General features: G+C 64.8%; 10 protein-coding genes. 4 read left to right on the top strand and 6 right to left on the bottom strand.

Annotated elements, in window-relative coordinates:
- Nucleotides 1-17: 17 nt before the first annotated feature.
- Nucleotides 18-617 carry an LOG family protein gene (locus QTH91_RS13955; protein WP_286660716.1) on the top strand — a complete coding sequence of 200 codons (600 nt, stop codon included), beginning with the start codon at nt 18-20 and terminating at the stop codon, nt 615-617.
- A gap of 81 nt (nt 618-698) precedes the next feature.
- Here the strand turns inward: QTH91_RS13955 and QTH91_RS13960 are convergent, their stop codons facing one another.
- On the bottom strand, nt 699-1,037 hold the full coding sequence (locus tag QTH91_RS13960; RefSeq protein WP_286660717.1) for a P-II family nitrogen regulator: 339 nt from the start codon (nt 1,035-1,037) through the stop codon (nt 699-701).
- Nucleotides 1,034-2,722 (bottom strand): NAD+ synthase, encoded by a 1,689-nt coding sequence (locus QTH91_RS13965; protein WP_286660718.1) that lies wholly within the window; start codon nt 2,720-2,722, stop codon nt 1,034-1,036. Before QTH91_RS13965 ends, QTH91_RS13960 begins: the two co-directional genes overlap by 4 nt.
- A gap of 120 nt (nt 2,723-2,842) precedes the next feature.
- On the opposite strand from QTH91_RS13965, the gene QTH91_RS13970 reads away from it, so the two are divergent.
- Nucleotides 2,843-3,784, top strand: coding sequence for a DMT family transporter (locus tag QTH91_RS13970; RefSeq protein ID WP_286660719.1), 942 nt, complete (start codon nt 2,843-2,845; stop codon nt 3,782-3,784).
- A 2-nt stretch (nt 3,785-3,786) separates the two neighbouring features.
- A complete protein-coding gene (locus tag QTH91_RS13975) occupies nt 3,787-4,956 on the top strand; it encodes a GNAT family N-acetyltransferase (protein ID WP_286660720.1) in 1,170 nt (389 codons plus the stop codon).
- Between the two features lie 36 nt (nt 4,957-4,992).
- Here QTH91_RS13975 and ppa read toward each other — a convergent pair whose 3' ends face one another.
- On the bottom strand, nt 4,993-5,520 hold the full coding sequence (ppa, locus tag QTH91_RS13980) for an inorganic diphosphatase (protein ID WP_286660721.1): 528 nt from the start codon (nt 5,518-5,520) through the stop codon (nt 4,993-4,995).
- Nucleotides 5,521-5,776: 256 nt separating this feature from the next.
- On the opposite strand from ppa, the gene QTH91_RS13985 reads away from it, so the two are divergent.
- Nucleotides 5,777-7,843, top strand: a complete 2,067-nt coding sequence (locus tag QTH91_RS13985; protein WP_286660722.1) for a sodium-translocating pyrophosphatase — start codon at nt 5,777-5,779, stop codon at nt 7,841-7,843.
- 41 nt (nt 7,844-7,884) lie between these two features.
- Here the strand turns inward: QTH91_RS13985 and sbcB are convergent, their stop codons facing one another.
- From sbcB to clpA, 3 genes are all read right to left on the bottom strand, one after another.
- Nucleotides 7,885-9,333, bottom strand: a complete 1,449-nt coding sequence (sbcB, locus tag QTH91_RS13990) for an exodeoxyribonuclease I (protein WP_286660723.1) — start codon at nt 9,331-9,333, stop codon at nt 7,885-7,887.
- A 121-nt stretch (nt 9,334-9,454) separates the two neighbouring features.
- Nucleotides 9,455-10,906 (bottom strand): cardiolipin synthase, encoded by a 1,452-nt coding sequence (gene cls, locus QTH91_RS13995; RefSeq protein ID WP_286661572.1) that lies wholly within the window; start codon nt 10,904-10,906, stop codon nt 9,455-9,457.
- A gap of 144 nt (nt 10,907-11,050) precedes the next feature.
- A complete protein-coding gene (clpA, locus tag QTH91_RS14000; RefSeq protein WP_286660724.1) occupies nt 11,051-13,369 on the bottom strand; it encodes an ATP-dependent Clp protease ATP-binding subunit ClpA in 2,319 nt (772 codons plus the stop codon).
- Nucleotides 13,370-13,371 lie beyond the last annotated feature (2 nt).

Below are 13,371 nucleotides of genomic sequence, written 5' to 3' on the forward strand. Positions count from 1 at the left end.
CACGGCATGATCGAGGGATGCAACAACCCCCCCAGCCATTTTCAGTTTGTGTTTATTGCGGCTCGCGCCCCGGCGCTCGCCCGGAGTTCGCCGATGCCGCGCAGGCCGTGGGCCAGTGGATCGGAGAGAACCGCGGCCAGTTGGTCTACGGTGGTGGGCGTACCGGCCTGATGGGCATGGTGGCCGAAGCCACCCGCACCGCCGGGGGCCGCGTCGTCGGCGTCATTCCCAAGGCCCTGGTCGACAAGGAACTGGCCAATCCACTGTGCGACGAACTGCATGTGGTCGACACGATGCATGAGCGCAAGGCCATGATGGCGGCCCGGTCGGACGCCTTTCTCGCCCTGCCGGGAGGCATCGGCACTTTCGAGGAACTCTTCGAGATCTGGACCTGGCGTCAGCTGGGCTATCACGACAAGCCCGTGGGGCTGCTCAATGTGGCCGGCTACTACGACACCTTGCTGCAGTTCCTGCAGCACAGCGTTCAGGAGGGCTTGATGGGCGAGTGGCAGATGGACCTGATCCGCACCGCAACGGTGCCGCAGGCATTGCTCAAGGCCTTGCGCGACGAGGTGCCGCTGCACCGGCGCGACGATCGGCTATCGGAAAACATCTGAGCGCCACTCACGCCGGCGGGGCGCTCCAGCCGTCGAAGACGGCCGCCTCCGCCCAGTGGGCGGCAACGGCCCCGGCGGCGATCAGACTGCGTTTTCGTCCGTCTCGCCCGTGCGGATGCGCACCACGCGCTCGACGTTGGTGACGAAGATCTTGCCGTCACCGATCTTGCCGGTGCGCGCAGCGCTGACGATGGCGTCCACGCAGCGCTCGACGTCGCCTTCGTTGACCACCACCTCGATTTTCATCTTGGGCAGGAAGTCGACCACGTACTCGGCGCCGCGGTACAACTCGGTGTGGCCCTTCTGGCGACCGAAGCCCTTGACCTCGGTGACCGTCAGCCCCGTGACGCCAACCTCGGCCAGCGATTCGCGAACGTCGTCGAGCTTGAAGGGTTTGACAATGGCGGTGATCTGCTTCATTTCGAGCTCCCGGCGGTTTCGTTGAACTTACTGGTAATAGGGTAGCGCCAATCCTTGCCGAAGCTGCGGTGCGTCACCCGAATCCCCACAGGCGCCTGCCGACGCTTGTACTCGTTGATCTTGATCAGCCGCACCACGCGCTCCACCACGGCCCGGTCGAAACCGGCAGCAATGATGTCGTCGACGCTCTCGTCGTCTTGCATATAGCGGGCCAAGATACCGTCGAGCACCTCGTAGGGGGGCAGGCTGTCCTGGTCGGTCTGGTCGGGGCGCAGTTCGGCGCTGGGTGGGCGGGTGATGATGCGTTCCGGAATGGGGCTTGCACCGGTGCCGTACGGGTCGTTGGCATTGCGCCAGCGCGCCAGCGCGAACACGGTCGTCTTGAGCAGGTCCTTGATCACCGCGAAGCCGCCGGCCATGTCACCATAAAGCGTGCAGTAGCCCGTGGCCATCTCGCTCTTGTTGCCGGTGGTCAGCACGATCGAGCCGAACTTGTTCGAAAGAGCCATCAGCAGCGTGCCGCGTATGCGTGCCTGGATGTTCTCTTCGGTGGCGTCTTCAGCCAGGCCCGCAAACTCGCCGGCCAGCGCGGCCTTGAAGGATTCGAACGTGCTCTTGATGGAAATCTCGTCGTAGCGAACGCCCAAGCGCTGCGACATCTCGCGTGCGTCGATCCAGCTGATGTCGGCCGTGTAGGGCGAAGGCATCATGACCGCGCGCACCCGGTCCTTGCCCAATGCGTCAACCGCCACCGCCAGCACCAGCGCGGAATCAATGCCGCCCGACAGGCCCAGGATCGCGCCGGGAAACCCGTTCTTGCCGATGTAGTCCCGCACGCCCATCACGAGCGAATCCCACAACTGGGCGAGCGCATCGCGCTGGGGCGCCAAGGCCTGGCCGGCTCCCACGCGCAAGCCACCTTCGGCGCGCACCAGGTCGACGAATGCCACCTGCTCCCGGAACGATGGCGCCTGCATGGCGGTCGTGCCGTCGGGCTGCAGCGCGAAGGAGGCACCGTCGAAAACCACCTCGTCCTGCCCGCCGACCAGGTGCGCGAACACCAGCGGCGCGCCCACTGCGCGAGCGCGCTCGGCCATGCGCTCAACACGCTCGCCTTCCTTGCCCACGTGATAGGGCGACGCGTTGATCACGGCCAGCACCTCGGCGCCGGCTTCGCGCGCCAGGCGTGCGGGTTCCTCGAACCAGGCGTCCTCACAGATCAACAAGCCGATGGAGACGCCGCCGGCCTCGAACACGCAGATGCCCTGCCCCGGCGTGAAGTAGCGGCGTTCGTCGAACACCTGGTAGTTGGGCAGCTCTCGCTTGGCGTAGGTTTCGAGCACTCGACCCTCGCGAAGCACGCTGGCAGCGTTGTGGCGCATCTGAACCGACACCGAACGCCCCCGCACGCTGTGGCCGCTGGGGTGGCCCACCACGATCGTCAGGTCCTTCAATCCAGCGGTTTCCCTGGCCACCGTGCGAACGGCCTCGTCACATCCGGTGATGAAGGCGGGACGCAGGAACAGGTCTTCGGCCGCGTACCCGCAAATGGAAAGCTCGGGCGTAAGGAGTACCTGCGCACCTTGCGCATGGGCCGTGCGGGCAGCGTCGATGATCCGGCGGGCATTGCCCGATAGATCACCCACCACGAAGTTGAGTTGCGCGATGGCAATCTTGAGAGTCATGAACAGGGCCGTCTGAAGCTTCGGCGATTATGTCATTCACCCTCTGAATCACCCCGGGCCGCATTGGCCATGCATCCCGTGTCCGGCACGTGATCACGGGGGCTGCTACGCTCGGGCGCGATGTCCTCCGGCTCCACGACTCCACACCCCGCGCTCGATTCGCAGTTGTCCAGGTCGGCGGGTCATGCCTATCTGCTGCTGGTGTTCACCACGCTCATCTGGGGGGCAAATGCGGTGGCTGCTCGCTTGGCGGTCGGACAGGTCTCGCCGATGCTCCTGACCTTCCTGCGATGGGGCATCAGCTGCGTGGCTTTGCTGATCTTTGCACGCAAGCCGATCTCCGCGCATTGGCAGGACCTGCGTGGCCACTGGCGCGCCATCGCACTCATGGGCGCGCTGGGCTTCACAGGCTTCAACGCGCTGTTCTACGCAGCCGCCTATCACACCACGGCCATCAACATCGCCATCCTGCAGGGCACCATTCCGGTGCTCGTGCTCATCGGCAGCGTGTTCTTCTTTCGCACGCGGGTGAATGCGGTTCAGATCTTCGGGGTGATGCTGACCCTCGCCGGTATTGCGGTCGTCGCATCCCGCGGCGACATCGCCATGCTTGCGGGCCTGCAATTCAATATCGGCGACGTGTGGATGATCGTCGCCTGTCTGCTGTACTCAGGCTACGCGCTTGGGCTGCGCAAGCGGCCCCAGGTACCAGCCATCGTGTTCTTCGCGGCCACCGCGTTGGTCGCCTGCCTGGTGTCGCTGCCGCTGGTGGGCATCGAGATCGCGACGGGTCAATTCCAGATGCCCACGGCCAGGGGCTGGGCACTGGTGGCATTCGTCGGCCTGCTTCCATCGTTCGTCTCGCAGATCACGTTCATCCAGGCGGTGGGCATGATCGGCCCGGCCCGCGCCGGCGTGTTCCTGAACCTGGTGCCGGTCTTCGGCCCGCTGCTGGCCTTGGTCGTGCTGAATGAACCGATCTCCGTTTATCACGGCGTGGCGCTGGCGATGGTGCTGGGTGGCATCTGGATTGCCGAACGCCTTGGAGCCCGTCGAACCTGAACATGGCCAAGTCGGAGCTTGTCGCGCGCGTGGTCGGCTCGATCGGCGAGATCGAGGCTTCGGCGTGGAACGCGTTGCTCGCTTGCCAGAGCACGCCCTCGCCCTTCATGCGGCATGCCTACCTGCTCGCCATGGAGGCCAGCGGCAGTGCGGTGCCCGAAAGCGGCTGGAACCCGCGCTTTGTGACGCTGTGGCGCGGCAAGACGCTGCTGGCCGCTTGCCCTCTGTACCTCAAGCCGCACTCCTACGGCGAATACGTGTTCGACTGGGCCTGGGCGAACGCCTATCGCGAGCATGGACTGGCCTACTACCCGAAAGCTGTCGTGGCGGTGCCCTTCACACCCGTTCCCGGGCCACGATTGCTCGCGCGCGACGCGGCCAGTCGCTCCGCATTGGCACAGGCTCTGGTTGCCTACTGCAGCCAGGAGGAACTCTCGTCGCTGCATCTCCTCTTTTGTGACGATGCCGATATCGCTGCCTGCGACGAGGCCGGCCTGATGCTCCGGCACACGGTGCAGTTTCATTGGCTCAACCAAGGCTGGAGCGACTTCGACGGCTTCCTTGCCAGCCTGTCCCAGGAAAAGCGCAAGAAGATTCGACAGGAACGGCGCAAGGTGCGCGAAGCCGGCGTCGAGTTCCGAAGCGCGCGCGGTACCGACATCCGGCCCGAAGACTGGGACTTCTTCTATCGTTGCTATGCGCGGACGTATCGCGAACACGGCAATCCGCCTTATCTGACCCGGGCGTTCTTCCAGGCGATGGCCGACGAGATGCCGCAGTCGTGGCTGCTGTTCGTGGCCGAACGCGGCGGCAAGCCGATTGCCAGCAGCCTGATTGCGCTGTCAGGCGACGGCAGCCCCGGCGCCGAACCCGAGGTGGCCTACGGCCGCTACTGGGGCGCGCTGGAGCGGGTGGATTGCCTGCACTTCGAGGCCTGCTACTACCAGCCGCTTCAATGGTGCATCGAGCACGGCGTTTCTCGATTCGAAGGGGGAGCGCAAGGCGAACACAAGATGGCCCGCGCACTCATGCCGACGAAGACCACCAGTTGCCACTGGCTGGCCCATCCCGCGTTCGCGGATGCCGTCGAGCGCTTCCTGGAGCGTGAAGGCGCCGGCATCGAGGGCTACATGGATCACCTGGCCGATCGCAGCCCGTTCCGGCACGCCTAGATCGACTGAGCACGCCCCGCAACGTGCTCTCTCGGCTTACTTCTTGTAGTTGGCCACGCCGTCAAGAATTTCCTTCTTGGCAGCGTCGATGCCTTCCCAGCCAAGCACCTTGACCCACTTGCCTTCTTCCAGGTCCTTGTAGTGCTCGAAGAAGTGCGAGATGGCCTTCAGCCGCATCTGGTTCACGTCTTCCACCGACTTCCAGTGGCTGTAGATCGGCAGGATCTTGTCGGTGGGCACGGCCAGGACCTTGCCGTCGACGCCCGCCTCGTCTTCCATCATGAGGATGCCCAGCGGACGGCAGGGCACGACCACGCCGGGGTGCAGCGGATAGGGGGTGATCACCAGCACATCGACCGGATCGCCATCGCCCGATAGCGTCTGCGGCACGTAGCCGTAGTTGGCCGGGTAGTACATGGCCGTCGTCATGAACCGATCGACGAAGATTGCGCCGGATTCCTTGTCGACCTCGTACTTGATCGGGTCGGAGTTCATCGGGATCTCGATGACGACGTTGAAGGAATCGGGCAGCGCCTTGCCAGGGGAGACTTTATCGAGGGACATGGATGTGGGCTGTATGAGGAAAGTCTTAGAAGGATTCGGACAAACCCGAAGTTTACTTTCCGCGTCACCACATATTCACACCAAGCGCCATTTTTGCCTGTAGATTGCTCTCGTTGGCCAATCGGCTGCCCGCCAAGGCGGTGCAGCTTCGAGGAAGCAACGCGACGAAGGCTCATCCCCGTGCGCGTTGATTCCCACGGTGAGCAGGCTTCGTCTCCAAGAGTCACATCGATTGATAAATTGGAGAAGCAAACGCATGACTGGCAACACTCCCCTCATCCTGGCCATCGTGTGCGGCCTCGTGGCCGTCGCCTATGGAGTCTGGGCTCGAAGTTGGATCCTTTCTCAGGACGCAGGCAATCCCCGCATGCAGGAAATTGCCGCGGCCATTCAAACCGGGGCAGCGGCATACCTGTCCAAGCAATACCGCACGATCGCCATCGTCGGCGTGGTGCTGGCGGTCCTGATCGGCATCTTTCTTCATGTCACCACGGCCGTCGGGTTCGTGGTCGGCGCGGTGCTTTCCGGTGCCTGCGGCTTCATCGGCATGAACGTGTCGGTGCGGGCCAATGTGCGCACGGCGCAGGCGGCCACGAAAGGCATTGGCCCCGCGCTCCAGGTCGCGTTCCGCGGCGGTGCGATCACCGGCATGCTGGTGGTGGGGCTGGGACTGCTGGGCGTTTCGGCCTTCTGCTGGTTCCTGTTGGGCAGCAACGCCCCGAACGACAAGACCTTGGCCGGTCTGCTCGATCCGCTGATCGGCTTCGCCTTCGGCTCCTCGCTCATTTCGATCTTCGCCCGGTTGGGCGGCGGCATCTTCACCAAGGGCGCGGACGTCGGGGCCGACCTGGTCGGCAAGGTCGAAGCCGGCATTCCTGAAGACGATCCGCGCAATCCGGCGGTGATTGCCGACAACGTGGGCGACAACGTCGGCGACTGCGCCGGCATGGCAGCCGACCTGTTCGAGACCTACGCCGTGACGCTGATCGCCACCATGGTGCTGGGTGCGCTGATGGTGACGGCTGCACCCGTCAATGCGGTGCTCTATCCGCTGGCGCTCGGGGGCGTGTCGATCATTGCGTCGATCATCGGCTGCTTCTTCGTCAAGGCATCGCCGGGCATGACCAACGTGATGCCGGCACTGTACAAAGGCCTGGCGGTGGCGGGCGTCCTGTCGCTGATCGCGTTCTGGTTCGTGACCGCCTGGCTCATGCCGGACAACGCCATCCTGGCGAGCGGCAGCCAGATGCGGCTGTTCGGCGCCTGCTTCGTGGGGCTGGCACTGACCGCCGCGCTCGTCTGGATCACCGAGTACTACACCGGCACGCAGTACAAGCCGGTCCAGCACGTGGCCAAGGCTTCGACCACCGGGCACGGCACCAACATCATTGCCGGCTTGGGCGTGTCGATGCGCTCCACGGCCTGGCCGGTGATCTTCGTGTGCGTGGCCATCATCGCCTCGTACTCACTGGCGGGGCTGTATGGCATCGCCGTCGCGGCCACCGCCATGCTGAGCATGGCTGGCATCGTCGTCGCGCTGGACGCCTACGGGCCGATCACCGACAACGCGGGCGGCATCGCCGAGATGAGCGAACTGCCTTCGTCGGTGCGAGACATCACCGATCCGCTCGACGCCGTGGGCAACACCACCAAGGCGGTGACCAAGGGCTACGCCATCGGCTCGGCTGGCCTGGCAGCGCTGGTGCTGTTCGCCGACTACACGCACAAGCTCGAGACCTATGGCCGGGCGCTGGACTTCAATCTGTCCGACCCGATGGTGATCGTCGGCCTGTTCATCGGCGGGCTGATCCCCTACCTCTTCGGTGCCATGGCCATGGAAGCCGTGGGGCGTGCGGCAGGCTCGGTGGTGGAAGAGGTGCGACGCCAGTTCCGCGAGATTCCCGGGATCATGGAGGGTACGAGCAAGCCGGAATACGGTCGCGCCGTCAGCATGCTCACGGGCGCAGCCATCAAGGAAATGATGATTCCTTCGCTGTTGCCGGTGCTGGTCCCGATCCTGGTGGGTCTTTTCCTCGGGCCGAAGGCGCTGGGCGGGCTGCTGATGGGAACCATCGTCACCGGCCTGTTCGTCGCCATCTCAATGTGTACCGGCGGCGGCGCCTGGGACAACGCCAAGAAGTACATCGAGGATGGTCATTTCGGCGGCAAGGGCAGCGAAGCGCACAAGGCCGCCGTGACCGGCGACACGGTGGGCGACCCCTACAAGGACACGGCCGGCCCCGCCGTGAATCCGCTGATCAAGATCATCAACATCGTGGCGCTGCTGATCGTGCCGCTGGTGGTCAAGTTCCACGGGGGCTGATTTGCCCTCGCCGGCCGCGGCCTGGCCGCGGTCCGGCGCCCTCAATCGGTGGGGGCGATCGCCTCGGCGTAGTCGTAGAGCCGCGAAAGAATCGCCTCGGCCCGATCGTCGCCTTCGGCCCGCTCGGCCAGTTGGTCGATCTCTGCAAAGAACGCATCGACATTGCGGGCGCCGCCCTCGCCTTCGAGCAGACGCGCGGCACGGTGTGCCTCCCAACGCTGCGCGTCGTCTTCGGAAAGGGTCTGGGGAAAGTTGCGGGCACGGTAGCGGAACAGCAACTCTTCGAGCCGCCCGTCGTCGAAGCCGATGCGCGCGTGCGCCAGTTGTTCGGGGGACTGCGCTCGCAACTGCTCGAGGCGGCGCCGATCCGCGTCGCCGACGAATCCGCCGTAAAGATCCTCGTCCACATCGGGCGTGGCTTCGCGCGGTCGCTCGAACACCGCTGGCCAGATGGCGCTCATGTCCGGCAGGCCCATGGCGATCTCGGCGTGGCGCATGGCCTGGGGCAAATCGAGTTGCCAGCGCTCGGCCATCGCGGGCGACAGCGTGCGCAGGTTGCCGACGACCATCGGCGACTTGTTCAGATGCACGCTCTTGATGGGCAGCCGAGTCACGCCTTCGGCAAGCTCCGCCGTTCGCGTGAACAGGCGCATGCGCATGGTGTCGGCATCGAGCGAGGCCAGTTCCGACGGGTCGTGCGCCAGATCCCACGCGAGCAGTTCGTTGCGATTCGTGGGATGGGTCGCCAGCGGCCACATCACGGCGAGGCATCCGCGATCGGCAGGGAACATGCCCGACACGTGCAGGAAGGGTCGCGCGTTGCCCGGCGAGGTCGGCAGACCCAGTTCGCTCGCGACTCGGTCCTTGCGGCGAAGTGCGAGCGCGAAGTCGAACAGCCTGGGCTGGCGCTCGCGGATGAGGCGGGCCAGCGCAATGGTGGCCCGCACATCGGACAGCGCGTCGTGCGCCGCCTCATGCACCAGGCCATTGGCGCGGGTCAGGTCTTCGAGCTTGAAGCTGGTCGTGCCATCTTCGCGCGTCGGCCATTCGATGCCCTCGGGGCGCAGCGCCCGCGTGAGACGGACCACGTCGAGCAAGTCCCAGCGACCGCAATCGTTGCGCCATTCGCGCGAGTAGGGATCGATCAGGTTGCGCCAGAACAGGAAACGCGTCACTTCGTCGTCGAAGCGGATGGTGTTGTAGCCAACGCCGATGGTGCCCGGCTGCGCCAGCTCGCGCTCGATGCGCGCGGCGAACTCGTGCTCCGGCAGGCCCCGCTCCAGGCAGATCTGCGGCGTGATGCCGGTCAGCATGCAGGAGCCCGGGTCGGGCAGATAGTCCGGCGCCGGCTTGCAATAGATCATCAGCGGCTCACCGATCTCGTTGAGTTCGGCGTCGGTGCGGATGCCGGCAAACTGCGCCGGACGATCACGCCGTGGCACCACGCCGAAGGTTTCGTAGTCGTGCCAGAAAAAAGTGGGGGTGGACATTCTTGCAAGAGGTGGGAATCGATCCGTGGCCGGCGATCCGCTTCGGCGGCCGCCACGCTTTCAGCAAGCATAGCGCCTCAAGGTCGGCCTCTCGACAGGTACACCGGCGCCGCGCTGACGATCAGAGCAACGGTGAGAACAAGCGCGCCAGGGAATCGCCAAGCCGCCGCAGGAACGGCTGCTTGCGCAGGTCGCGCACCAGGGTCGCACTGTGCAGATCGGTCTCGAATTGCGCGCCCAGCGGCTTGGCGAGCGCCGGCCCATAGACCACCGCCATCACCTCGAAGTTGAGCCTGAAGCTTCGGTTGTCGAAGTTTGCGGTGCCAATCATGGCGCAGTCGTCGTCGACGACCAGGGTCTTGGAATGCAGCATGCGTTCGCGGTATTCCCATACCTTCACGCCCGCCGCCATCAGTTCAGCAAAGTAGGAACGCGCCGCCGCGCTGACCACCAGCGAATCGCTGCGGCGCGGCACCAGCAGGCGCACGTCCACGCCGCGCAGTGCGGCGCTGGTCAATGCCATCAGCGCCGGCTCTCCGGGTACGAAATAGGGCGTGGTCAGCCAGGCGCGGCGCGAAGCGGCGTGAATGGCCGCGACATGCATGCGGTGGATGGCTTCCTGAAAGGTGTCGGGGCCGCTGGTCACGATCTGCACGGGGATCTCGCCGGCTTCCACATGCGGCATCAGGAGCGGCAGATCCTGGTCGATGTCGTTGGCGGGATCGCCGGTGGCGTAGGTCCAGTCTTCCAGGAAGGTGGTCTGCAGCCAGCGGACCACGCCGCCCTCCATCTTCAGGTGCACGTCGTGATAAGCGTCGTCGCGGGCGCGCCGATCCTCTTCGTCCGTGATGTTCACGCCGCCGGTGAAGCCCACCTTGCCATCGCAGACGACGATCTTGCGGTGGGTGCGGTAGTTGATGACCGGTCTCATGCGTCTGCCGATGCGCGTCTCGTGGAACAGCGCCACCTCGGCACCAGCCTCGCGCAGGGGCGCCAGAAAGCGGTTGCCAATGCGCTTGGAGCCTAGCGAATCGATCAACAGCCGGATCTGCACGCCCTCTCGGGCGCGCTCGACCAGCAAGTCGCGAAGCGCGGTGCCGATGGCATCCGGCTCGAAGATGTAGTACTCCAGATGCACATGATGGCGAGCCTGCCGGATGGCCTCGAAGATGGCATCGAAGGTCTCCGCACCGCCGACGAGAAACTGGATCTCCGTTGCGCTGGACACCGGCAGGCCGCAGGCTCCCGTTCCGAGCGCAGCCATCTGTTGCAGTGCCGCCGGCGCCTGCTTGCCCGATTCGCGCAGCAGCGCGACGTCGGCCGGCGCATGGGCGTTGGCGCGGCTGCGAAGCCGCTTGAGCCGCTGCTTCACCAGCCGTTGCGGCCCAAGAAAGTAATAGATGAAGAAGCCCGCGATGGGAAGGAGCGCCAGCGAAAGGATCCAGCTCAGCGTCGACACCGGGGCGCGCTTTTGCATCACGATCCACATCGCTAGCACGGCGATGTAGAGGCTCCAGCCCACGGATAAGGCCGTTTTCCAGTAGGTCAGGACCAGAGCGTGGAGGTCTTGCAGGTTCAAGGTTGCGGTCAATCCTTCGGCCTGCGCGGCTGCAATCCATTGCAGCATCCTGCGCCCAAAGAAAAAGGCCGGTCGCGCGATGCTACCGGCCTTTTGGGGCTTGGCCGCCGGCGTTTCCCGGCGGCATGAAGGGCTAGGTCAGCCTGCCGCGGTTTCCTCGGCTTCGGGCTTGGACTTGCCTTCCTTCTTGGGCACAGGCGAGATGTCCAGCAGGACTTCGTCGTTGTCGTCCAGGTCCACTTCGAGGCGGCCGCCTTCGGTCAGCCGGCCGAACAGGAGCTCGTCCGCCAGCGCGCGGCGGATGGTGTCCTGGATCAGCCGCTGCATCGGGCGTGCGCCCATCAGCGGATCGAAACCCTTCTTGGCAAGATGCTTGCGCAGCTTGTCGGTGAAGGTGACTTCGACCTTCTTCTCGGCCAGCTGCGTTTCGAGCTGCAGCAGGAACTTGTCCACCACGCGCAGGATGATCTGCTCATCCAGCGGCTTGAAGCTGACGATCGCATCCAGGCGGTTGCGGAATTCCGGCGTGAACAGGCGCTTGATGTCGCCCATCTCGTCGCCCGCCTGGCGCGGATTCGTGAAGCCGATGGTGGCCTTGTTCATGGTCTCGGCACCCGCGTTCGTCGTCATGATGATGATGACGTTGCGGAAGTCGGCCTTGCGTCCGTTGTTGTCCGTCAGCGTGCCGTGGTCCATCACCTGCAGCAGCACGTTGAAGATGTCCGGATGCGCCTTCTCGATCTCGTCGAGCAGCAGCACCGCATGCGGCTTCTTCGTGATCGCCTCGGTCAGCAAACCACCCTGGTCGAAGCCAACGTATCCCGGAGGCGCACCGATCAGCCGGCTGACGGCATGGCGCTCCATGTACTCGGACATGTCGAAGCGGATCAGCTCCACGCCCATGATGAACGCGAGTTGCTTGGCCGCCTCGGTCTTGCCCACGCCGGTGGGACCCGAGAACAGGTAGGAGCCGATCGGCTTGTCCGGCTTGCCCAGACCCGAGCGGGCCATCTTGACGGCCGACGACAGCACCTCGAGCGCCTTGTCCTGGCCGAACACCACGCTCTTGAGGTCGCGCTCGAGCGTCTGCAGCTTGCTGCGGTCGTCGTTGCTGACGTTGGCCGGCGGAATGCGGGCGATCTTGGCGACGATCTCCTCGACCTCGGTCTTGCCGATGGTCTTCTTGCGCTTGGACGCAATCTGGATGCGCTGAGCAGCGCCCGCCTCGTCGATCACGTCGATGGCCTTGTCGGGCAGATGGCGGTCGTTGATGTACTTGGCCGACAACTCGGCCGCGGCCTGGAGCGCAGCCGTTGCGTACTTGACGCTGTGGTGCTCCTCGAACCGGCTCTTGAGTCCCTTGAGGATCTCGATCGTCTCGGCCACGGTGGGCTCGACGACATCGACCTTCTGGAAGCGCCGCGACAGGGCCGCATCCTTCTCGAAGATGCCGCGATACTCAGTGAACGTGGTCGCGCCGATGCACTTGAGCTGGCCGCTGGAAAGCGCCGGCTTGAGCAGGTTGGATGCGTCCAGCGTGCCGCCGGAAGCAGCGCCCGCACCGATCAGGGTGTGGATCTCGTCGATGAACAGGACGGCGTTGGGCTTGTCCTTGAGCGACTTGAGCACGCCCTTGAGGCGCTGCTCGAAATCGCCGCGGTACTTGGTGCCGGCCAGCAGAGCGCCCATGTCCAGCGAATAGACGTTCGACTCGGCCAGGATCTCGGGCACTTCGCCCTGCGTGATGCGCCAGGCCAGGCCTTCGGCGATAGCCGTCTTGCCCACGCCAGCCTCGCCGACCAGCAGCGGGTTGTTCTTGCGCCGGCGGCACAGGATCTGGATCACGCGCTCGACTTCGTACTCGCGTCCGATCAGCGGATCGATCTTGCCCTCTTTGGCGAGCTGGTTCAGGTTCTGGGTGAACTGCTCGAGCGGCGACGCCTTCTCGTTCTTCTCGGCGGTGCCCTCTTCGCCCTCGCCTGGGCCGGACTCGTTGTTCTTGGCGGGCTCGGGCGGATCACTCTTCTTGATGCCGTGGGCAATGAAATTGACCACGTCAAGACGCGTCACCCCTTGCTGGTGCAGGTAGTAGACGGCGTGCGAGTCCTTCTCGCCGAAGATGGCGACCAGCACGTTGGCGCCGGTCACTTCCTTCTTGCCGTTGCCGGTGGACTGCACGTGCATGATCGCGCGCTGGATCACGCGCTGGAAACCCAGCGTGGGCTGGGTGTCCACATCATCCGTACCCGCCACTTGTGGCGTGTTGTCCTTGATGAAGTTGGTGAGCGATCCGCGCAGATCGTCGATGTTGGCCGAGCAGGCGCGCAACACCTCTGCGGCGCTGGGATTGTCCAACAGCGCCAACAGCAGGTGCTCCACGGTGATGAACTCGTGCCGCTGCTGCCTGGCCTCGACAAAGGCCATGTGCAAGCTGACTTCCAGTTCCTGGGCAATCATGT

Source organism: Variovorax dokdonensis (assembly GCF_030316895.1).
Taxonomy (GTDB): Bacteria; Pseudomonadota; Gammaproteobacteria; order Burkholderiales; family Burkholderiaceae_C; genus Variovorax; species Variovorax dokdonensis.